This window comes from Streptomyces sp. NPDC021224, assembly GCF_044332905.1.
In the GTDB taxonomy this organism is placed as follows: Bacteria; Actinomycetota; Actinomycetes; order Streptomycetales; family Streptomycetaceae; genus Actinacidiphila.
On the sequence record NZ_JBIRPW010000020.1, the window covers coordinates 81,221 to 102,819 of the forward strand.

General features: G+C 76.2%; 15 protein-coding genes. 10 read left to right on the forward strand and 5 right to left on the reverse strand.

Going from position 1 to position 21,599, the window contains the following annotated elements:
• Window positions 1-108 precede the first annotated feature (108 nt).
• On the reverse strand, window positions 109-729 hold the full coding sequence (locus ACH4PY_RS32820; protein ID WP_398191491.1) for an RNA polymerase sigma factor: 621 nt from the start codon (window positions 727-729) through the stop codon (window positions 109-111).
• Between the two features lie 127 nt (window positions 730-856).
• On the opposite strand from ACH4PY_RS32820, the gene ACH4PY_RS32825 reads away from it, so the two are divergent.
• The 8 genes from ACH4PY_RS32825 to ACH4PY_RS32860 all read left to right on the forward strand — a co-directional run bounded on the left by ACH4PY_RS32825 (window position 857) and on the right by ACH4PY_RS32860 (window position 16,104).
• A complete protein-coding gene (locus ACH4PY_RS32825) occupies window positions 857-1,900 on the forward strand; it encodes a MerR family transcriptional regulator (protein WP_398191494.1) in 1,044 nt (347 codons plus the stop codon).
• A gap of 792 nt (window positions 1,901-2,692) precedes the next feature.
• Complete coding sequence (locus ACH4PY_RS32830; RefSeq protein WP_398191497.1) at window positions 2,693-3,889, forward strand: polyprenyl synthetase family protein; 1,197 nt, start codon at window positions 2,693-2,695, stop codon at window positions 3,887-3,889.
• Entirely contained in the window at window positions 3,889-5,430 is a 1,542-nt protein-coding gene (crtI, locus tag ACH4PY_RS32835) for a phytoene desaturase family protein (protein ID WP_398191640.1), read from the forward strand. Before ACH4PY_RS32830 ends, crtI begins: the two co-directional genes overlap by 1 nt.
• Complete coding sequence (locus tag ACH4PY_RS32840; RefSeq protein ID WP_398191500.1) at window positions 5,427-6,449, forward strand: phytoene/squalene synthase family protein; 1,023 nt, start codon at window positions 5,427-5,429, stop codon at window positions 6,447-6,449. The genes crtI and ACH4PY_RS32840 overlap by 4 nt, the downstream gene beginning before the upstream one ends.
• Window positions 6,446-7,435 carry a DUF5914 domain-containing protein gene (locus tag ACH4PY_RS32845; protein WP_398191503.1) on the forward strand — a complete coding sequence of 330 codons (990 nt, stop codon included), beginning with the start codon at window positions 6,446-6,448 and terminating at the stop codon, window positions 7,433-7,435. Before ACH4PY_RS32840 ends, ACH4PY_RS32845 begins: the two co-directional genes overlap by 4 nt.
• Before the next feature lie 291 nt (window positions 7,436-7,726).
• Window positions 7,727-9,697, forward strand: coding sequence for a LamG-like jellyroll fold domain-containing protein (locus tag ACH4PY_RS32850; RefSeq protein ID WP_398191506.1), 1,971 nt, complete (start codon window positions 7,727-7,729; stop codon window positions 9,695-9,697).
• A gap of 201 nt (window positions 9,698-9,898) precedes the next feature.
• Window positions 9,899-13,246 carry an FtsX-like permease family protein gene (locus ACH4PY_RS32855; RefSeq protein WP_398191509.1) on the forward strand — a complete coding sequence of 1,116 codons (3,348 nt, stop codon included), beginning with the start codon at window positions 9,899-9,901 and terminating at the stop codon, window positions 13,244-13,246.
• Between the two features lie 56 nt (window positions 13,247-13,302).
• A complete protein-coding gene (locus tag ACH4PY_RS32860) occupies window positions 13,303-16,104 on the forward strand; it encodes a hypothetical protein (protein ID WP_398191512.1) in 2,802 nt (933 codons plus the stop codon).
• 13 nt (window positions 16,105-16,117) lie between these two features.
• Here ACH4PY_RS32860 and ACH4PY_RS32865 read toward each other — a convergent pair whose 3' ends face one another.
• A complete protein-coding gene (locus ACH4PY_RS32865; protein ID WP_398191515.1) occupies window positions 16,118-17,158 on the reverse strand; it encodes an ABC transporter ATP-binding protein in 1,041 nt (346 codons plus the stop codon).
• Window positions 17,159-17,429: 271 nt separating this feature from the next.
• Here ACH4PY_RS32865 and ACH4PY_RS32870 point away from each other — a divergent pair, with 271 nt between their 5' ends.
• The gene (locus ACH4PY_RS32870) at window positions 17,430-18,938 is read left to right on the forward strand and encodes an FAD-binding protein (protein ID WP_398191518.1); all 1,509 of its coding nucleotides are present in this window, start codon (window positions 17,430-17,432) and stop codon (window positions 18,936-18,938) included.
• Between the two features lie 75 nt (window positions 18,939-19,013).
• Here the strand turns inward: ACH4PY_RS32870 and ACH4PY_RS32875 are convergent, their stop codons facing one another.
• The 3 genes from ACH4PY_RS32875 to ACH4PY_RS32885 all read right to left on the reverse strand — a co-directional run bounded on the left by ACH4PY_RS32875 (window position 19,014) and on the right by ACH4PY_RS32885 (window position 21,070).
• Window positions 19,014-20,102 carry a 3-deoxy-7-phosphoheptulonate synthase gene (locus ACH4PY_RS32875; protein ID WP_398191521.1) on the reverse strand — a complete coding sequence of 363 codons (1,089 nt, stop codon included), beginning with the start codon at window positions 20,100-20,102 and terminating at the stop codon, window positions 19,014-19,016.
• A 302-nt stretch (window positions 20,103-20,404) separates the two neighbouring features.
• The gene (locus ACH4PY_RS32880) at window positions 20,405-20,734 is read right to left on the reverse strand and encodes a hypothetical protein (protein ID WP_398191524.1); all 330 of its coding nucleotides are present in this window, start codon (window positions 20,732-20,734) and stop codon (window positions 20,405-20,407) included.
• An 18-nt stretch (window positions 20,735-20,752) separates the two neighbouring features.
• On the reverse strand, window positions 20,753-21,070 hold the full coding sequence (locus tag ACH4PY_RS32885; RefSeq protein ID WP_398191527.1) for a hypothetical protein: 318 nt from the start codon (window positions 21,068-21,070) through the stop codon (window positions 20,753-20,755).
• 311 nt (window positions 21,071-21,381) lie between these two features.
• Between ACH4PY_RS32885 and ACH4PY_RS32890 the strand changes: the two genes are divergently transcribed.
• The gene (locus ACH4PY_RS32890; RefSeq protein WP_398191530.1) at window positions 21,382-21,534 is read left to right on the forward strand and encodes an SflA family class IV lanthipeptide; all 153 of its coding nucleotides are present in this window, start codon (window positions 21,382-21,384) and stop codon (window positions 21,532-21,534) included.
• Window positions 21,535-21,599 lie beyond the last annotated feature (65 nt).

The following is a 21,599-nucleotide window of genomic DNA, read 5'->3' on the forward strand; positions in this document are numbered from 1 at the left end:
TCCGTGACGGGGGGCGTATCGGATGCAGGCGCGGCACCGACTCACCCCGGGGGGCCTCTTCCGGCCCCCCGGGGAAGCCTTCGGGGACGCCCCGAGGAGCCCGCACCGTCAGTGCGTCGGTTCCGGACGGCGCAGGCCGCCGAGCGCGGAACCGGCGGGCGCGGTCCGCAGGTGCAGCAGGCCGCGCCGGACATGGCTCTTGACCGTCCCCAGCGGCCAGCCGGTCCGCTCGGCGATCTGCGGCTGCGTCAGGTCCTCCCAGAACGCGAGGCGCAGGACGGTGGCCTGGGGCCCGCTGAGCGCCGCCATCGCCTGCGCGACGACGATGACGTCCAGCATCCGCTCGGGCTGCGCCTGCGGCTGCTCCGCCACGGCCGGTCCCGAACCGGCGGCGTTGATCAGCTCGGTCCTGCGGGTGCGCGCCGCGAGGGCGTCCGCCACCTTGCGGCGGGTGATGCCGACGAGCCACCCGGCGAGCGGTCCGCGCTCCGGGCGGAAGCGGCCGCGGCCGTGCCAGGCGGCCAGGAAGACCTGCTGCTGCACGTCCTCGGCCTCCCTGGGGTCGCCGAGCGAACGGCTGGCGAGCGTGTGGACCAGCGTGCCGAAGCGGCGGTAGGCGGCCACCACGCAGTCCTCGTCGCCTGCGGCGAAACCCACGCCGATCTGCTCGTCGCTCAGGCCGTCCGCCGGCCACGGCGGATGCTCACAGGCCGGTGGCCCGACGGTCATGACGCGTCCCCTTCGACAGTGCCCGGACCTGGCCGCGCCGCTCGTGACTCCCGGCCGGTCGGGGCAGCGTCGGCGCAGCACGCCCCGCGCGACAACTCGCATCGAAAGTGCGTCGTATCCTGATGGGGTGTCACACGCCGCACCGCACACGCCTTCCGACCCCCCGTCCGGCGAGGCCGATGCCGGCATCACGACCGGCGCGCTCGCCCGGCGGCTCGGTGTGTCGCCCACCACGCTGCGGTCCTGGGACCGGCGCTACGGGCTCGGCCCGGCGGTACGGCCCGGCGGCCGCCACCGGCGGTGGGCCCCGCACGACGTGGCCGTGCTGGAGGAGATGTGCCGGCTGACGGCGACGGGTCTGCCGCCCGCCGAGGCGGCACGGCTGGCCCTGCGCGCACCCGCCCTCCCGCGGCCCCGGCGGGACGGGGCCTCCCCGACCGGCGAGATCGCGCGCCCGGCCCCGCCCGCACCCGGCCTCCCGCGAACGGAGCCGTCCGACGAGGAGGCACGCCTGGCGTGCCGAGGTTTGGTCCGGGCCGCGGTGCGGCTCGACGCCGCCGCCGTGCAGTCGGGGCTCGCGGCGGCCGTGCGCCGGTACGGGCTGATCGGGGCGTGGCAGGAGGTGATGGTGCCCGCGCTGCGCGCGGCGGGCCGCCGGTGGGAGTCCTCCGGCGACCGGTACGTGGAGGTGGAGCACCTGCTGTCCTGGCACGTCTCCAGCGTTCTGCGCGCCGAGGCGCTCGCCGCCGCGCCGCCGGACGCGGCCGGGCACACCGCCGTCCTCGCGTGCGTCCCCGACGAGCAGCACACGCTGCCGCTGGAGGCGCTCAACGCCGCTGCGGTCCAGGCGTCGGTGGCCACCCGCATGCTCGGCGGCGCCGTCCCCGTGGAGGCGCTCGTCCCCGCGGTACGCAGGACCGGCCCACGGGTCCTGGTGCTGTGGTCGCAGTCCCGGTCGACGAGCAGCGTGCCCCTGGCGCAGCACCTGGCCGCCGCGCGGTGGGGGGTCCGGGGCGCCCGCACCCGGCCGCTCGTCGTCGCCGCAGGGCCGGGCTGGCCGCCGGAGGTGGCGGGAACCGCGCGTCCTCGCACGCTGCCCGAGGCGCTCGGCCTGCTGCTGGACGCGTGCGGCGGAAGCTCCCGCTCCCTTCCGGAGGACCCTCGCGGGTGAGGCCCGCCCGCTCGCGAGCCGGGGCCTGATCCGCCCGCTCCGCGTACGGGGCCGGGCGGATCAGGCGAAGCGTCACCTGGCGGACTGCCGCCCGTGCCGGGCGGTTCGCGGTCACGCGCCCGAGCGCCGAGCGCCCTCCCCGTAGCGGCGCCCCACAGGTCGGGCGGGACGCGGCCGGCCACCCGCCCGGCACGCGCATGGCCGCACGCACGGCGGCCGATCGGGCGACTGCCGGGGGTGGCGGTCGCCCGCGCGGGCGCGTCAGATGCTCCGCTGGCCAGGAAAGCCGTCGGGGCGCGACCGCTTCCGCCGCGCCCTCTGCCGGGCGACGGCCCCGCGGGTGCATCCGCCGGGCCGCTCGGCGGGGAAGTACCGGTGCCACGCACGAGGCCCGTCCGTGAGAGAGGAAGCGTGATGCCCCGGACGCAGGTCACCCCGCCCGCCCACCGCCCCACCACACCGGCGGGAAGCGCCACCGCGGCAGCACCGGCCACGCTGCCCGCGGCGCCGAGCACGGGCGCGAGCACGGGTACGGGCGCGAACTCCGGCATCGGCACAGGCGCAGGCACGAGCCCCGCCCAAGGCGCAGGCGCGCACAGGGACGCGAACACAGGCGCAGGCACGGCCGCGGGCCCCGCCGCAGGCGTAGGCCCCGCCCCGGGCGCAGGCGCGAACGCGGACACCAGCGCAAGCCCGGGCCCCGGGCCGCGTCCTTCGGCGGATGCCGACACGCACCGGAACCGCGCCGACAGCGCCGGCACCCACGTCGGCCCCGACGTCACCGGGATCGACGTGTCCGCCGTCGACGCGGACGTGCCCGCCGCCGTCGGTGCGGCGGCGGGCGTGCTGCTGCGGGCCCGCGTCGCGCAGGCCGCGGCCATCGACGCGGCGTTCGGCAGGGACGTGGCCGGGCCGGTCGCCCGGTTCGTCCTCGACGGCGGAAAGCGCATGCGCCCGCAGCTCGTGTGGTGGGCGATGCGCGCGTGCGCGCCCGACACCGCCGCGGCGGGGGACGTGGCCGGGGCGGCCTTGCAGGTGGCGGTCGGCATGGAGCTGCTGCAGACGTGCGCCCTGCTGCACGACGACGTCATGGACGGGGGCCGGGTGCGGCGCGGCCGTCCGGCCTTCCACGCGGCCTGGGACGCGGCGCACGGCGGGACCCGCCGCAGGCCGCTGGGGCCGACCGGGGGTGAGTCGGCGGCCGTGCTCGCCGGGGATCTCGCGCTGACGTGGGCGGACGACGCGGTCGCCGCCGCGCCCGTCCCGCCGGACCGGGCGGGCGCGCTGCGCGCCCAGTGGCAGCTGCTGCGGACCGAGCTGGCGGCCGGTCAGTACCTCGACGTCCACGGGCAGGCGACGGCCTGCCGGGTGCCGCGGACCGCGGTGCGTACCGCCCTGCTCAAGAGCGCGATGTACTCCGTGCAGCGGCCCCTCGTGCTGGGCGCCGTCCTCGCGGGCGCCCCCGCGGCGACCGTACGGGCCCTGTCCGCCGCGGGGCGCTGCGCCGGGCTGGCCTTCCAGTTGCGGGACGACCTCAACGACGTCTTCGGTGATCCGGCGCGGACGGGCAGGCCGCCGGGGGCGGACATCCGGGCGGGGAAGCCGACCTATCTGGTGGCGGTGGCGTTCCGGCGGGCCGGGCACGCGGGCGACCGGCAGGCCCTGCGGGTGCTGGACGCGTGCGTGGGCGACCCCGGGCTGTCGGACAGCGCGCAGGACGAGGTGCGGCGGGTGCTGGAGGCCACCGGGGCCCGCCGGGCGGTCGAGTCGGACATCGCCGGGCTGACCGTACGGGCCCTGCTCCATCTGCGCGGTCCGGGAGCCGGACTCGGCGCGGACGCCCGGCGCCGTGTCGAGGACCTGGTCACGACCGTCGCGGGGGTGCCGTCGCCGGAGGGGGCGGCGGGCCGGGAGGCCGACGTGGACCCGGCGATCGCCGCGGAACTGGCCGCCGCCGAGGAGGCCGCGGACGAGGAGGGCACGTGGTGATGCGTACCGTGGCGGGCCGTACCGATCACGTCGTCGTGGTGGGCGCCGGGCTCGCGGGCCTGTCGGCCGCGCTGCACCTGCTCGGCGCGGGACGGCGGGTCACGGTCGTCGAGCGGGACGCGCAGCCCGGCGGCCGGGCGGGGCGGCTGACGCTCGGCGGGTTCAGCCTCGACACCGGCCCCACCGTGCTGACCATGCCGGACATCGCCGACGAGGCCTTCGCCGCGGTCGGCGAGCGCCTGCACGACCGGGTCGGCCTGATCCCCCTCCACCCGGCCTACCGCGCGCGGTTCGCCGACGGCAGCGCGCTGGACGTCCACACCGACGCCGAGGCGATGGAGGCCGAGGTGCTCCGCTTCGCGGGGGCCCGCGAGGCGGCGGGCTACCGGAGCCTGCGCGGCTGGCTGGAGCGGCTGTACCGGGCGCAGATGCGGCGCTTCATCGACGCCAACATGGACTCCCCCTTCGGCCTGCTGAACGCGGACCTCGCGCGGCTGGCCGCGCTCGGCGGCTTCGGCCGCTGGCAGCCGCGTGTCGAGCGGCATCTGCGTGACGAGCGGTTGCGCCGGGTCTTCACCTTCCAGGCGCTGTACGCCGGGCTCCCCCCGGCCCGCGCGCTCGCCGCCTACGCCGTCATCGCCTACATGGACACGGTGGGCGGGGTGTACTTCCCCCGCGGCGGCATGCACGCCCTCCCCCGGGCCATGGCGGACGCGGCCTGCGACGCCGGGGCCGACATCCGCTACGCCCATGAGGTGGTGGCGCTGGAACGGCGCGGGGCGCGCGTGACCGCCGTCGTCACCGCGCACGGCCGGATCGCCTGCGACGCGGTCGTCCTGACCCCCGATCTGCCGGTCGCCTACCGGCTGCTGGGACGCGAGCCCCGTCGCCCGCTGGCGCTGCGGCACTCCCCGTCGGCGGTCGTGCTGCACGCCGGGACCGACCGCACCTGGCCCGAACTGGCCCACCACACGCTGTCGTTCGGGGCCGCCTGGCGCACCGTCTTCGACGACCTGACGCGCACCGGCCGGCTGATGAGCGACCCGTCGCTGCTCATCAGCCGGCCCACCACGCACGACCCGTCGCTCGCGCCGCCCGGCCGCCATCTGCACTACGTCCTGGCGCCGTGCCCCAACACGGTGACCGGCCCCGGCCCCGGCGACTGGGCGGCGCTGGCGCCCCGCTACCGCGACAGCATCCTGCGCGAACTCGACCGCCGGGGGCTCACCGGGATCGCCGACTCCGTCGAGTGCGAGCACCTGGTGACGCCCGCGGACTGGCAGGCGCTCGGCCACGGCGCGGGCACGCCGTTCTCCGTGGCGCACACCTTCGCCCAGACCGGGCCGTTCCGCCCGCGCAACCTGCCGCGCGGCACCGAGAACGCCGTGCTCGCGGGCTGCGGCACCACCCCGGGGGTCGGCATCCCCACCGTCCTGATCTCCGGCAAGCTCGCCGCCGCCCGGGTCACGGGCCTGCCCTCCCCCGTCGGCGGACGGCCGCGGGCGCCGCGGTCCCCGGCGACCGGCGGGGTGCCGCGGTGACCGCCCGCGCGGTGCGGCGCTCGCTGGACCGCGCCGGTGTCACCGATCCGCGCCTGCGCGCCGCCTACCTGTGCTGCCGCGACCTGCACGCCCGGCACGGCAGGACGTACTACCTGGCCACCGGTCTGCTGCCGCCCGCCAGGAGACCGGCCGTCCACGCCCTGTACGGCTTCGCCCGCTGGGCCGACGACATCGTCGACAGCCTCTCCCCCCGGACGTCCCCGCAGCAGCGGGCCGACGCCCTCGACCGGCTCGAACAGCGCCTGCACGCGGGCCTGCTGGCCGGCGCCAGCCCCGAGCCCGTCGTCCACGCCCTGGCCGACACGGCGGCGCGCTACCGCATCGACCACCGGCACTTCACCGACTTCCTGGCCTCCATGCGCGCCGACCTCGTCGTCACCGACTACGCCGCCTACGAGGACCTGTGCGCGTACATGCACGGCTCGGCCGCGGTGATCGGCCTGCAGATGCTGCCCGTCCTCGGCACCGTCGCCCCGCGCGAGCAGGCGGCCCCCTACGCCGCCGCGCTCGGGGTGGCCTTCCAGCTCACCAACTTCCTGCGGGACGTCGGCGAGGACCTCGACCGCGGCCGCGTGTACCTCCCGCAGGATCTGCTCGGCGCCCACGGCGTCGACCGCGAACTGCTGCTGTGGAGCCGCCGCACCGGCAGGTCCGAGCCCCGTGTCACCGCCGCCCTCCAGGCCGCCGAGCACCTGACCCGCGGTGTCTACCGCGAGGCCGAACCCGGCATCGCGCTGCTCGACCCGGTGTCGGAACCCTGCATCCGCACGGCCTTCACCCTCTACCGCGGCATCCTGGACGCCATCGCCCGCGACGGCTACACCGTGCTGCACCGCCGCTCCGTGGTGGGCCGGAGGCGCCGGGCGGCCGTCGCCGGGGCGGGCCTGGCGCGCATCGCCGCGGCGCGGCTGCGGGCCCGGTACGCCGACCGGCCGCCGTCCTCCCCCGGCGGCGCCCGGCGCACGCTGCCCGCGCCCGCCCCGGAGGACGCGCCGTGACGCGGCGGGCGGCCCGGAACCGCTACCCGCTGCGGCTGCGCACCCGCCCCGTCCCGTGGGCGCGGCAGCCCCCCACCTGGCGTGACGCCCGCCCCTCGCTCATCGCGGACGCGCTGCGCGCCGCGCAGGCGCGCCCCACCGGCAACTGGTACGTCGTCGGGGCCTCCCGCGAGACCGCCGGCGACCGCCCGCTGGCCCGCACCGTCGCGGGCGAGGAGGTCGTCGTCTGGCGCGGCCGCGCCGGAGCGCCGGTCGCCGGGCCGGGCATCTGCCCGCACCTGGGGGCGCCGCTGCGCGACAGCCCGGTGTGCGGCGGGGTCCTGCGCTGCCACTGGCACGGACTGGCCCTGGACGGCTCCCCGTACGCGGGCTGGCAGCCGTACCCGGTGCACGACGACGGGGTCCTGGTCTGGGTCCGCCTGGACCACGTCGGCGGCGAACCGCCGCTGCCCGCCCCGCTCGTACCCGGCCGCCCCGTCCTGGCCCGGTCGGTGGACGCGGTCTACACCGGTGTCGGCCGCTGCGAGCCCGAGGACGTCGTCGCCAACCGCCTCGACCCCTGGCACGGAGCCTGGCTCCACCCCTACTCCTTCGCCGACCTCACCGTGCTGCCCGACGCGGACGCGGGGATCGCCGTCGACGTGTCCTTCACGCTCACCTCACGTCTGGTGGTCCCCGTCCGCGCGGTGTTCACCGCCCCCGGTCCGCGGACCGTCGTCATGCGCATCACCGACGGCGAGGGCACCGGCTCGGTGGTCGAGACCCACGCCACGCCGCTGCGCCCGCCCGGCCACGACCAGCCGCGTACCGCCGTGGTCGAAGCGGTCCTCGCCACGAGCGACCGCCCCGGCTTCGCCGCCGCCCGGGCCGCCGCCGCCCTCCTGCGCCCACTGATGCGCGGCACCGCCCGCCGCCTCTGGCGCGACGACCTCGCCTATGCCGAACGGCGCTACCACCTCCGCAGCGTGTCCCGCTTCCCGGGCTGACGCCCCGCCGGCCTCTCCCGTGGGTCACGTGGAGCTGCTCCTCGTGCGGGCGGGCGGACGTCGTGGTGCTGCCCCGGTACGGCCGGTCCGAGCGGCCTCCTCGCGCGGCGCCACCGATGACCTCTGCCAGGGCGCGGGTGCTGTCGGCACCGACGTCCCCCCGCGGGGACGTCCGCGACCCACATATGGACAACTCCTCGAAGGCCCCCCGTCATCTCACGTCTGCCCAGCTCAGGCCGCCCCTGGCTAGCGTCGGCGGTGTTGGGAACCGCCACACGTGAAAGGCCCCCTATGTGCACCCAGCATGACGCCGCGTCGCAAGGACCCGGCGGGCAGGATCGGCGAGGCTTCCTGCGCAGCGCGGCACTGGCCGGTGCCGGAGCGGCGGCCGTGGGCGTCGGCGCCTCCGCGCTGAGCGCGGCTCCCGCGGCCGCCGCCGAGGGCTCGGACGCCGCCAGGTCCGGCAGGCCGGGCAGGTCCGGCACGTGGAACCCCGACCCGGAGGCCCTGCAGTTCACCCTCGCGGTGATGCCGGACACCCAGTTCCTGTACTGGGGAAGCCAGGACAGCGTCAACCGGGAGCCGCAGGAGGAGTCGTTCCGCTACATCATCGAGAACAGCGGGACGCCCGACAGCAACATCGTCTTCATGGCGCACCTCGGCGACCTGACGGAGGACGGCGACCCGCTGTCGTTCGGCGAGGTCGACAAGGCGTTCGCGATGCTGGACGCGTACGGGGCCGCGTACAGCGTGCTGGCCGGCAACCACGACGTGAGCGGCGACGACAGCCGAGGGGACACCCCGTACCTGCGGACCATGGGTCCGCGGCGGTTCCGGCGCGCGAAGTCGTTCCTCGCGGCGGACCCGACCGGCTACAACACCGCGCACGTCTTCCAGGCCGCGGGCCGCTCGTGGCTGGTGCTGGCGCTGGACTGGCGGACCACCGACCAGGGGTACGCGTGGGCCGACGCGGTCATCAAGGCGCACCCGAGGATGCCGGTGATCCTCACCTCGCACGACATCGTCGCCTCGCCCTACGATGACAACGTTTTCCCCTACGAGTCCGGCGACCCCGAGAACAACGCCGTGATGGCCGGCAACGGGCAGACGATGTGGGACCGGCTGATCAACGAGAACGACCAGGTCTTCCTGACCCTCAACGGGCACTACTGGCCCCCCGGGCGCATGACGCAGAAGAACGCCGCCGGCAACGACGTGCACATGCACGTCACGAACTACCAGAACCGGTACTTCGGCGGTGGCGCGATGATCCGCCTGTACCACTTCGACCTGGTCCGCAACACGATCGACGTCGAGACGATCAACCCGTGGATCCTCGCGCAGGACCCGGAGTCCCGCAGCGAGCTGGCGGCCGAGCACGCCCGTATCACCGGGCCGGTCGACAACTTCTCGATGGCGATCGACTTCGACGAGCGCTTCAGCGGCTTCGTCCCCGTCCCGGTCCGGCCGTCCCGCCCGGCGGCCGAGGAGCTGGTCAGGGGCACGCTCGCCTACTGGCGGTTCGACGGGCAGGGCGCGCCCGGCACGGCGCTCACCGCGGGCCGGACGATCCGCGACCTGTCGGGCAAGGGCAACGACCTGACGGTGGTGACCGTCCCCGGCAGCGCCGCCGACGCGCTGACGTGGTCCGCCGACCACCACCCCGACCAGCCCGGGCACGCCAGCCTGAAGTTCGTCGGCGGCCGGAACCCGCTGCACGGCTCGTACCTGACCACCGGGGCGAACGCGCCGCTGAACACCGAGACGTTCCGGAGCGGGTACACGATCGAGACGTTCGTGATGATGCCGCTCGACTGGGACGCCGGGAACAACGGCTGGGCGGCGGTACTCAGCCGCCGGGGTTCCGCCGGGGCGGCGGGCAAGCACGGCAAGAACACGGACGTGAACGAGCCCGTGCTCCAGCTCGCCATCTCCGACAACGGCCGCGAGCCGCAGTTCAACCACTACCCGCTGAACACCACCTACCCGACGACCAACTGGGGCCACGGCCTGGTCGAGCTGCGGTGGTGGCACCTGGCGGTGGTCAACGACGGCCGCTGGACGAGGCTGTACGTCGACGGCGCCCCCGTCGTCGACAACCCCAACCGCGTGTCCCAGGGCCTCACCTCCCTCGGCCTGCCCTGGCTGCTGGGCGGCCACGAGTACGCGGGCGCCACCGACATCGTCTTCCACGGCAACATCGGCGACACCCGCATCGTGAACCGCCCGCTCCCGGCCCGGGAGTTCCTGACGGCCCGCTGACCGGCGGCTCCCGTCCCCGGCACCGCACGCGCCGGGGACGGGATCCCCATGCCGCGGGGGGGACGGCGCCCTCGACGGGCGGGGCACGGCCGGGCGGCCGGTGGCCGGGGACGACCGCCCTGCCTTGCCGGGCCGGGGCACCCCTGTGATAGATCTGGGGCGCGTCGCCACCCGTCACATGTTCGAGGCAGGGGAGTTCATGTGGTCGCCCCCGGCCTTGCCACGCCGCCGCCGCGGCACCAGGGCGCTCAGCGCCGAGCCCGGCGGATTCCCGCGAGCGCCCGGCGGGCCGCGCAGCACGGCCTGGTCCTGGCCGCCGTCGCCGTAACGGTTCTGCTCTGCGCGACGGCCCTCGCCGCGCTCACCGCCCAGGCCGGCAGCTCCGTACAGGCCGGGGCCGTACGCCGGTTGGCCGCCGGCCCGGGCGCGCAGGTGACCGTCAACGCGTCCTTCACCGCCGACGGGATGGCCGCCGCCGACCGGGGCGTACGCGCCGCCGCCGCGCGGGCCTTCGGCGACGTGCCGCAGCACACGTACGTGGGACTGCTGGGCACCTCACCGGTCTCCGTGACCGGAGTCGAGGGCGCCGCGGGCCCGCGCGGGCCCGGCGGTACGAGCCTGCACCCGGTGGCCGTGCAGGGCGCGGGCGCCTTCGGGCAGTTGACCGCGGGGAAGTGGCCCGCGGGCACGGCCGACCCGCCGGCCGCCGCCTTCACCTCGCTGCCCACCGTACGGGTCGGCACCGGGTCCACCGCCCCCGTCGAGGTGGCGGTGACCGACACGCTGGCCCGGCTGCTGGGCCTGCGGCCCGGCTCGGCCCTGCGGGTGCAGGACGCCTTCCAGCGGACCATGACGCTGCGTGTCACGGGCGTCTTCCGGCCGTCCGGCGCCGCCGGGTTCTGGCCCGCGATGGCGGGCGACCTGACGCAGCAGCAGACCGCCGTCCAGGATCTGCTGGTGGTGCCGCCCGCGGCGCTCAACGGCAGCGCGGCACTCAACGGGCACCTGACCGCGCACTGGAGCGTGCAGCCCGACTTCTCCCGGCTCGACGCGGACGCCCTGTCCGGACTCCGCGACCGGGTGCGCGCCCTGTCCGGCAGCAGAACCGGGGTGTCCGTGTTCGGCGGACGGGAGCCGTCGCTCGACGACATGACGGTGGCCTCGGGTCTGCCGGGCGCCGTCGACACACTGTCCGTGCCCATGGTCGCCGCCCGCTCCTCGCTGTACCTGCCGAGCGTGATGCTCGCCGTCCTCGCGCTGGCCACCCTGGTGCTGGCTGCCCGGCAGCTGACCGTGCGCAGGCGCGGGGAGCTGGCCCTCCAGCGGGGCAGGGGCGCGAGCACCGCGCGGCTGCTGCGGGCCGCGGGCGGCGAGTGGGCGCTCACCGGGATCCCCGCCGCGGTGGCCGCGGTCTTCCTCGCCGGGCTGCTGCACCCCGGCGGCCGGGGCGCCGACTCCTGGGCCGCGGTGGGCCTGACGCTGCTGGTGCACGCCGCCGCGGTGCTGCTGCCCGTACTGCCGTCGCCGCCCGCGCGGCCGCCCCGCGGGGCGCGCGCGGCCGCCGTCCAGCGCATGGGCGCCGACCTGGCGCTGCTGGCCGTCGCCGTCGCGGGCTACCTGGAGCTGCGCCGGCACCACTCGCTGCTCGGCGGCGCGGGCAGCGGCAGCGCGGCCGCCGACCCGGTGCTGGTGCTGGTGCCGTCGCTGGTGGCCGTGGCCGCCGCGCTCCTGCTGCTGCGGCTGCTGCCGCTGACCTCGCTGCTGCTGGACGCCGTGGGCCGCCGCAGCCGGGGCCTGGTCCTCACGCTCGCGGGCTGGCACCTCGGGCGCAGGGCCGCGGGCAACGCCGGGCCCGTGGTGCTGATGTGCCTGGCCATGTCGGTGAGCGCCTTCGCGACCACCGCGCTGGCGTGCCTCGGCGGCCTGGCGTCGGAGCAGGCCGCGTTCGCCGTCGGCGCGGATGTACGGGTCCAGCCCTCCGCGGCCGACGGCTACCCGTCCGCGGTGCTCGGGGCCGCCTACCGGGCGCTGCCCGCTGTCACCTCGGTGGCGCCGGTGACGCAGGCGACGGTGAACCTGCCCGGCGGCGTCACCGAGAACCTCGTCGGCACGATCGGCGGCCCGGCCCCCCGCACCCCGGCGCCCGCCGTCCACGGGACGCCCCTGCCGGGGCGGCCCACCGCGCTGCTGCTGGACGAACGGCTGGGCAGCGACGGCAGCCAGGCGGCGCCGAAACTGGTGCTGACCGTGCAGGACGGGTACGGCCTGGTCAGCACCGTGTCGGCCTTCCTGCCCGCCGCGGACGGCGCCCGGCACACCGTCGTCGTCCCCCTCGACGTGGCCGACGGCGGCGGGCGCCCGCGGACGTACCCGCTCACCGTGACCGCCGTCGGTGTGCTGCCGCAGGCCGGTCAACGCCCCGCGCGGCTCGACCTGCGCATCCTCAGGTTCGGCGGGCGGGCGCCCGGTACCGCGGACCGCTGGGCCGCGCCGGACGGCGGGCAGGCCTGGGCCGACGGCACCGACCATGGGCCTGCGTCCGCCGCCGCGGCCTGCCGGGGGCAGGCGGACTACAGCTACCAGCCCGGCACCCCGGGGGTGTGCGCGATCACCCGCGGCGGCCCGGACGCGCTGCGGGCCACGATCAGCACCGGCCTCAAGGCGTCCGAGGCGCAGGGGGACTTCGCCACGGGCCTGTCCGCGAGCGACTTCGACACCCGGCCGGGCACCGAGGCACGGCTGGTCGCGGGTCCCGCCGGGAAACCGGCGCCGCTGCCCGTACGCGCCGACGCCGCGATGCTCCGCGACACCCGCCTGGCCGTGGGCGACACCACCTCGTTCGGCCTGGGCGACGGCGCGCGCGTCACCGTACGGATCGTCGGCCGGGCGGAAGCGCTGCCCGGCCTCGGCCGCGGACAGGGGCACCTGGTCGCCGACCAGCGCGCGCTCGCCTCGGCCACCACGCTGGCCGGCGCCGACCAGGCGGACCCCGCCTTCTGGTGGCTCGGCAGCACCGACAGCGCGCGCACGGCTGCGGCCGCCGACGGGCGGCCCGCGCTCGGCCACGCCACCACGACACCGCGCACCGCGGCGGCCCTCCAGGACGACCCGTTCCGCAGCGGTCTTCGCCGCGTGCTGGAACTCGTCCGCTCCATGGCCCCCGGCTTCGCGGTCGTCGCCTTCACCGTGCACGCGGTGATCTCCGCCCGGCAGCGGCGCAGGGAGTTCGCCCTGCTGCGGGCGGTCGGCGTCCGCTCCCGGAGCCTTTCCGCGCTGCTCGGCGCCGAGCAGGTGGGCCTCGCGCTGTTCGCGGTGGTGCCGGGCGCGCTGATGGGTACGGCGCTCGCCTCGGCGGTGCTGCCGCTGGTCACCGTGGACGACAGCGGGCAGGCCCCGTACCCGCCGCTGCCGCTCGTCGTCCCCTGGGGCCTCGTCGCGCTGACCGCGGTGGCGACCGCGCTGGCGATCAGCGCGGTGGTGCTGGGCCTCGGCCGGCTGCTGGCCCGGGTGGACCTGGTACGGGTACTGCGCGCGGGGGAGGACCGGTGACGCGGGCGGCGGAGAAGGGACGCGACGGGACGGGGCGGGCGGGGAAGGGGGCGGCGATGACCCTGCGCCTCATCCGCCGGGAGACCCGCGGCGACCTGCCGCTGCTCGGGTGCCTCGCGGTCCTCGTCCTGGCGCTGACCGCGCTGTGCGCGTGGGCCCCGGCCCTCGCCGGACGCCAGGAGGACCGGGCGCTGCGGCAGCGGGTCGAGTCCGCGCAGGCGCAGACCCCGCTGGTCACCATGAGCACCACCCTCGCGGTCTTCAACAGCCCCCAGGTGGACGTCGACCGGCTGCTCGGCGCGGGCCGCACCCTCACCGCCCGGCTCGGCGCCCCCGCCGCCGCCCGCCTGACGCCCGAGGGCGACGCCGGGTACGACTACGGCCAGGCGGCCCTGACCTCGCCCCGCCCGCCGGACCGCACCGTCACCGGCACCCGGCTCGCGCTGAGCTACCTGCCGTCCGCGCAGGGCCACCTGCGCTACGTCAGCGGCCACGCGCCCGCCGACAGCACGCCGAAGGGCGGTGTGCCCCAGGTCGCCCTGTCGCAGGCCACCGCCGCCGCGCTCGGCGTCGGTCCCGGCAGCCGGCTCGCCGTCGACTTCGCCGCGACACCCGACGTCCAGGACACACCGCCGCACGTGACGCTGCTGGTGAGCGGGATCTACCGCCCCACCGCCGGGACGGGCGGCTACTGGACGGGACGCGAGAGCCTCGACCGGCCGACGACCGCCCCCGCCGAGCGCACCTCCGGCACGGTCCTGTCCGCCCGCGGCCTCGTCGGCCGCGACACCGCCGACGTGCTGTCCGCCGCCGGGGTGCGCGGCCCCCTGGTGACCTGGCAGCTGCACGCCGACCTGCGCGGTGCGGCACTGGACGAGGCCCGCGCCCTGTCCGGGCCGCTGGCCGGTATCGGCGCGACCCTGAACGCCGACCTGTGCCAGGGGCAGGGCACCGACTTCGTCACCGGCGACGTCATCTGCACCGTCGCGGGCCAGACCACCGGCTCCGTGCTGGTCGTCGACTCCCTGACGCCGCTGCTGGCCTCGTTCACCGCGCAGGACCACCAGGCGAGAGCCCTGGCGGCCTTCGCCGTGGACGCGCTCGCCGCCGTCGTCCTGGCCACCGTCGTCGTCGCGGTGCGGCTGCTGCTGCTCCGCAGGCGTGCGCACCTGCGGCTGCAGCGCGCCCGGGGCGCGTCCACGGCGCGGCTGGTGCTGGTGCGCTGCGCCGTGGCGTGGACGGTGGTCCCGGTCGCCGCGCTCGCCGGGTGGGCGGTGGGGCGGGCCCTCGCGCCGGGGGGTACGTCCGGGGCGCCGCAGCCGCTGGTCGCCGTCGCCGCCGCCGCGGTGGTCGCGGTGACGGTGCCGCTGATGACGTGGCTCGCGGTCCGTGAGCCACGCAGGCCCGGCCCGGCGCGGACGGCGCGCCGCCGTACGGCCGTACTGCGGCGCGTGGTGCTGGAGCTGACGGTGCTGCTCGCGGCGGCGGCCGGGGTGGTCGCGCTGCGCTCGCAGGGTCCCGACGGGATACTCGGGGCGGTGCCGGTGCTGGTGGCGCTGGCCGTCGTGCTGGTGCTGCTGCGGTGCTACCCGCTGGCGCTGCGCCTGCTGCTGTGGCGGACCCGGCGCGGCCGGGGGACGGTGGGCTTCGTCGGCGCGGCCCGCGCCGCGCACGACGCCCCTGCGACCGGTCTCGCGCTGTTCGTCCTGGTGCTGACGCTGGGCACGGCGGTGTTCGGCGGACTCGTGCAGCGCACGATCGGCGACGGCCTGGCCGGGGGCGCCGACTGGGCGGCCGGCGCCGACGCGAGCGCGACCGCGAGCGGGCACGTCACACCCGCCGAATCCACCGCCGGGATACGGACGGCCGTCCAGCAGGTGCACACCGTCAGCCTGGTGGGGCAGGCCGACGGGGCGCTCACCACCCGGGCCGCCGTGATCACCGTGGACCCGGCCGGACTCGTCGCCGTCGCCCCCCGGTCAGCGCTGGCCCGTGCCCTGCTGGCCGGACTGGGCCCGGCGCCCGCGGGCCGCCCGGACGCGCACACCCCGCTGCCGTCCTTCCTCTCCGCCGACTTGCGGGCGGGCGAGCGCAGCGGCGGCTTCACCACGTCGCTCGGGGCCGAGGGGCAGCCCACGGTGGACCTGACCTTCACCCCGGTCGGCACCCTCACCGCCGCCGACCTGCGCGACCCGCTCCTCGGGCCGGTCACCGCGCGGATCCCCGCCGGGACACCGCTCCTGGTCACCACCGCCACCGCCGACCGGCTGATGCCGGCGCAGAACACCGACAGCACCGTCCTGCTCCTGCGCGCCGACACCCCGGCCACCGCCACACCCGCCGCGCTGCGGTCGGCGGCGACCCGCGCGCTCGGACCGCTGGCCCGGATCCGGGTCCGCGCCGAGGAGCTGGACGCCCTGCACGACGACGGCCTCACCCGGGGCCTCGGCACCCTCTACACCGCGGCCTCGGCCCTGGCCGCGCTGTCCGGCCTGCTCGCCCTCGCCCTGGAGCTGGCCCTCACCGCCCACGAACGCGGCCGCACCACCGCCTTCCTGCGCACCCTTGGGCTCGGCGGCGGGGAGGCGGGGGCGCTGCACCTCCTGCAGCTGCTGCCGCTCGCGGCGGCCTCCGCGGTGGGCGGCACGGTCCTGGGGCTGATCGAACCCCGGCTGATGGCACGGGCGTTGGACCTGCGCCAGTTCACCGGCGGCCCTGCCGAACCCGCGCTGCGCACCGACTACGGGCTGCTCGTCGCGCTGGTCGCCGGTGTGACGGCGCTGGTGCTCGCCGCCGCGGCCACCGAGACCGTGCTCGCCCGCCGGCGCCGCCTGGGAGCCGTACTGCGGCTGAGCTGACCGGGGCCCCGGGCTACGGCACGTCCTGCGCGGGCCCGGTGTCCTCGGAGCTCTCGGCGTTCTCGGCGTTCTCGCCGTTCTCCGCCGCGGACCTGGCCCGCCGCGCCGCCTCGTCGGGCCATACGCCGATGTGGTCGGCTTCCAGGGCCAGCCGCACCCGCTTGCGCATGTGCAGGCGTTCGGTGAACTCGCCGGGCAACTGCAGCCGCCCGCTGCCGTCGAGGACCGCGTACTCCTCGGCGGTGAGCACCTCCACGCCGTCCTCGCCGGTGGCGACCCGTCGCAGCACCTCGGTGGAGGTGCGCCCGTTACGGATCAGCACGGTGCGCTGCACCTGTTCGGACACCAGCGGGTCGTGCGTGACGACCACGACCGTGACCCCCAGCTCCTCGTTGGCCCGGCGCAGCGCCGCGAACACCTCGTCGCTGGTGGCGGTGTCGAGCTCGCCGGTGGGCTCGTCGGCCAGCAGCACGCGCGGCGCGTTGGCGTTGGCGACGGCGATCGCGACACGCTGCTGCTCACCGCCGGAGAGCATGTCGGGGGTGCGGTCCGCGCAGTGCGCGACGGACAGCATGCCGAGCAGCTCCTCGGCGCGCGCCCGGCACCGGGACCGCCGGACGCCGGTGTACGTCATCGGCAGCATCACGTTCTCCACGGCCGTGAGGTACGGCAGCAGGTTGTGCGACGTCTGCTGCCAGATGAAGCCCACCGTCCCGCGCCGGTAACGCAGCCGGTCGCGGCCCTTCATCGCCAGCAGGTCGTGCCCGTCCACGGCGGCCGAACCGGCGGTGGGCACGTCCTGCCCGGACAGGATGCCCAGCAGGGTGGACTTCCCCGAGCCGGAGGCGCCGATCACCGCGACCATCTCGCCCTCGGCGACGGCCAGGTCGAGCCCCTGGAGCGCCTGCACCTCCACGCCCTCGGTCCGGTAGATCCGCACCAGGTTCTCGCAGACCACCACCCCGTCCTCACGCTGCGGGGCGGCTGCCTCGGCGGCCCGCCGCCGCAGTTCCGCCAGGTCCCGTGCCCCAGTGGGCTGTTCACGAACTGCCACGTGGTCTCCCCCGGGTGAAGTCGGTCCCGGCCATTGTCCCTTGTCCGTCCGGCGGCCGCAGGACCGGGGGCACACGCCCTCCCGGGGGACCGCGGGGACCACGGGGGTACGGCCGTTCGCCGGCCGTACCGCGACACGGGCACCCGTTCCCGTCGATGTGACCGCAGGTGAACACCGCCTCGGATAGCATCGCGCTGGTCGTCGGCCTGTGCCCGCACGGCGGCGCGCCGCACCGTACGAGAGACGTCGCGCCCTGCCGAGGAGGCGGAGAATGTCCCAGCAGCCCACCCGACGGACCGTTCTGCACAGCATGGCCGCGGGCGTCGGGGTGATCGCCTTCGACCCGTCGGCCCGCTCCTGGGTCGCGGGCCCGGCCCGCCCGCACTCCGGGGACGCCCTGGGCGACGGCATGGCCGGCGTGCCGAAGCTGGACGGCACGCTGCTGACCGACCCCGCGTCGCTCGCCGCCGACGCGGACGACTTCGGCCACTTCGTGCACCGCCTCCCGGCCGCCGTCCTGCGGCCCGGCTCGGTCGACGACATCGTGGCGATGGTCCGGTTCTGCAACACCCATCACATCCAGGTCGCCGCCCGCGGCCAGGGCCACGGCACCAACGGCCAGGCGCAGGTGGCCGGCGGGCTGATCATCGAGACCGCGCCGCTGGACACGATCGGGCCGGTACGCGACCGGGCGGCCGGTACCGGAACCGTGTCGGTCGGCGCCGGCGCCGTGTGGAGCGCGGTCGTGCGGGCCACCCTCGCGCACGGCCTCACCCCGCCGGTCTTCACCGACTACCTGGAACTGTCGGTCGGCGGCACCCTGTCGGTCGGCGGACTCGGCGGCCAGTCGCACCGGTACGGCGCCCAGGTGGACACCGTCACCGCGCTCCAGGTCGTCACCGGAGCGGGGGAACTGGTCAGCTGCTCCCCGACCCGCCGCCCCGACCTCTTCCGCGCCGTGCTCGCCGGACTCGGCCAGTGCGCCGTCATCGTCTCCGCGACGCTGCGGCTGGTGACCGCGCCCACCTCCGTACGCCACTTCCTGCTGCCCTACACCGACCTGGCCACCTACCTCGACGACCAGCGGCGACTGGTGAACGACGAGCGGTTCGCCTATGTGGAGGGCTCGATCGCACCCGACGCGACGGGGGCGTTCACCGGCTACGTCATCGAGGCGACCGCCTACGGCCCGCCCGCGGGCCCCGCACCGGACGACACCGCGCTGCTCCGCGGCCTGCGCTACGACCGGTCCGGCGCGGTCACGGCCGAGACCCTGGACTATTTCGACTTCCTCAACCGGCTGGCCCCGGGCGTCGCGGCGCTGGAAGCGGCGGGCTTCTGGGCATGGGCGCACCCCTGGCTCAACCTGCTGCTGCCCGGCGACCGCGCCGCCGAACTCGCCCGCACCCTGCTCGACCGGATGGCCGGTCAGGACACCGGCCCCGGCGGCGTCGTCCTGCTCTACCCGCTCTCCGCCGCCCGGCTGCACACCCCGTTGCTGCGGATGCCGGACGACCCGGTGCCGTACCTGTTCGCGGTCCTGTGGACGCTGGATCCGGCCGACCCCGCCGCGATCACCGCCCGCGCGGCCGCCAACCACGCGGCGTACGAGACGGTGCGCGCGGCCGGCGGCACGCAGTACCCGGTGGGCACGATTCCCATGAGCGCCGCGGACTGGCGTCACCAGTACGGCCGCGTCTGGGCGGAGTTCGCGGCCGCCAAGCACCGCTACGACCCGTGCGGGCTGCTGGCTCCCGGCCAGCACGTGTTCCCGGCCTGACGGACGTCCCCGTCCGGCCTGTCGCGCGCCCGGTGGCTGCGAGCCGCCGGGCGCGCGGCCGGGTGCGTGGACCGGTCAGCGGGCAGCGCCACGGCGGCGGCGAACGGCCCCGGCGAGTTCCTCCAGGAGAGGAGCCGTCTCCTGCCAGCCGATGCAGGCGTCGGTGACGCTCCGGCCGTAGGCGAGGGTGTCGAGCGGACCGGGCTCCTGGCGGCCCGGCAGGAGGAAGCTCTCCATCATCAGACCGGCCACGCGCCGCTCACCGTCGCCGATGCGTCCGGCCAGTTCGCGGACGACGGCCTCCTGACGGACGTGGTCCTTGCCGCTGTTGCCGTGGCTGGCGTCGACAACCACGTGTTCCGGCATTCCCGCCTTCGCCAGGAGCTTGCAGGCGTCGAAGACGCTGCGCTCGTCGTAGTTGGGGCCGCCGCGCCCGCCGCGCAGGATGACATGGCTGTCCGGGTTGCCGGTGGTGGACACGATCGCGCCCCGGCCGTCCCCGTCGATCCCGAAGAAGACGTGCTCACCGGCTGCCGCGCGGCAGCCGTCGATCGCGGCCTGCACATCGCCGTCGGTCGCGTTCTTGAAGCCCACCGGCATGGAGAGCCCCGACACCAGCTGGCGGTGCACCTGGCTCTCCGGGGTACGGGCGCCGATCGCCCCCCAGCTCACCAGGTCCGCGAGGTACTGCGGGCTGGTCGGCTCCAGGAACTCGCAGCCCACCGGCAGTCCGAGGTCCACGATGTCGAGCAGCACCTGCCGGGCCGTCCGCAGTCCGCGCTGGGTGTCGTACGTGCCGTCCATGTCGGGGTCGTTGATGAGGCCCTTCCACCCGAGGGTGGTGCGCGGCTTCTCGAAGTAGACCCGCATGACCACGCAGAGCGCGTCGCTCAGCGGGGCGACGGCCTCGGCGAGCCGGCGGCCGTAGTCCTGGGCGGCCGCCGGGTCGTGGACCGAGCACGGCCCGGTGACCAGCAGCAGCCGGTCGTCCTGACCGGTCAGGACCTTGCGTACGGCTTCCCGGCCTTCGAGGACCACCCGGGAACGGGCGGCCGTCATGGGAAGGCTCCTGCGGAGTTCCGCGGGCGACACAAGGGGCTGGAAACTGCGGACGCGCAGATCGTTGGTGGGCTGTGACCGCTCGTCCGGGATAGCGGAAAGCATGGAGACGCGATTCCTTCTGTACGAAGGTGGGTCCGCCTCGCACCGCGTCGTCACAGGTACCCGGAGTGGCCCACCTTACGGCGAAAGGGCAGGGACGGATGTCCCTACCCTTGTGGCTCCGGGTCGTCGTGGTCAGCGCAAGTGACCTGCGGCTCTTCCCGGAGCCGAGGTAAAGCGCCAATAGAGACGAACCGTGGTGGGCATGGCCGCAACGTAGCACACACCGCGCGGCCGGGTCCGGTGCATTGATCGCCGCGTGGCCGCCGACCCCCGCGGCTCCGGGGCCGCGGCGGAGTCGTCCCTCAGCAGAACCAGCCGTTCTGCACCCACCCGTGCCGGTTGATGTCGCCGTACGCGAAGCCGTACACCCATGAGCCGTCCACCTGCTCGACCAGGAAGGTCTGGCCCTGGAACAGCGTGCCCGTCCAGGCGCCGAGGGGCTCGGTCCTGACGTAGAGGTCCTGCGCGCAGACCGTCTCCCGCACGCCGACCGTCCCGTCGGCGGCACCGGCCGGGACGGCGGCGGTCAGCAGCGCGGCGGCGGCCAGGGCGGCGGCAGCGGCGCCCGTCGTCACGTTTCGCAGCACGGTGAACTCCTTCTGCTGGAAGGGGGTGTGAGGGGCGGGCGGCATCGGGGGCCGGATCCGGCCTCACCAGGAGTCGTAGCCGCCGATGCACTCGATCCGCAGATAGCCCCAGTCGTCGGGCCCGAAGTCGAAGCTGGCCGCCCAGCCGTTGTAGACGGGGTGCGAACCCGGCGTGTGGCCGATCTTCTTGCCGTAGCCCAGCGTGCGCAGCAGCCCCGACGGGCCGTTCGCGCTGTCGTAGTTGGCGTAGAAGCTGGCGCTCTGGCAGACCACGACGGCGTGCTCGGGCGGCACGGCCGCCTCCGCGGAGGGCAGCAGGGCACTCGCGGCCGGAACGGCCAGCAGGCAGGCGGCGATGAGCGTACGACGGCGTCGCGTCATGTCACGTCCAGGTAGGAGGGGTGTGCCGGACGGTACGGAAGGGCCAGTGCTCCGCACCCACTCTAGATTCTTGACCGTGCTCAGACAATATCGAGGGATACGAGCGGGGCCGGCGTGGTGCGCGGGGCCCAGGGCGGTCGCCCCCCGGGGAGCCCCGGCCTTCGGGCGGCGCAGGGCGGGCGCATCCGGCGAACGGCCGATTCGCACTCCTTGCCCGCACGCACCGCCGCGGCGAGACTGGCAGGGACATGACGACCCCGCACGGCGGGCCGTCCCGTCCCCCTCCTGACGAAAGGACCACCATGAGCCCTGTGGCACTGCCTGTCCGCGACGCCGGCCCACTGGACGTGGCCGTGGAGGAACAAGAAGTGCCGTTCGAGGACCAGGCCGACCCCGGCCGCGGTATCGAGGCCTGTCTGCCCGAGCCCTTCCCGACCGCGACGACCCGCCTCGGCTGCGACTAGTCCGGGCATGGCGGCCGGGACGTCCCCGGAGGGCGCGGACGTTATCGGGGCGCGCGCCCCGGGAA

Excerpts from the sequence above, each read along its gene's own strand:
- ACH4PY_RS32820 (WP_398191491.1), bottom strand. The coding sequence starts at position 729 with ATGACCGTCGGGCCACCGGCCTGTGAGCATCCGCCGTGGCCGGCGGAC.
- crtI (WP_398191640.1), top strand. The coding sequence starts at position 3,889 with ATGCGTACCGTGGCGGGCCGTACCGATCACGTCGTCGTGGTGGGCGCC.
- ACH4PY_RS32850 (WP_398191506.1), top strand. The coding sequence starts at position 7,727 with ATGTGCACCCAGCATGACGCCGCGTCGCAAGGACCCGGCGGGCAGGAT.
- ACH4PY_RS32860 (WP_398191512.1), top strand. The coding sequence starts at position 13,303 with ATGACCCTGCGCCTCATCCGCCGGGAGACCCGCGGCGACCTGCCGCTG.
- ACH4PY_RS32870 (WP_398191518.1), top strand. The coding sequence starts at position 17,430 with ATGTCCCAGCAGCCCACCCGACGGACCGTTCTGCACAGCATGGCCGCG.
- ACH4PY_RS32875 (WP_398191521.1), bottom strand. The coding sequence starts at position 20,102 with ATGCTTTCCGCTATCCCGGACGAGCGGTCACAGCCCACCAACGATCTG.
- ACH4PY_RS32880 (WP_398191524.1), bottom strand. The coding sequence starts at position 20,734 with ATGCCGCCCGCCCCTCACACCCCCTTCCAGCAGAAGGAGTTCACCGTG.
- ACH4PY_RS32885 (WP_398191527.1), bottom strand. The coding sequence starts at position 21,070 with ATGACGCGACGCCGTCGTACGCTCATCGCCGCCTGCCTGCTGGCCGTT.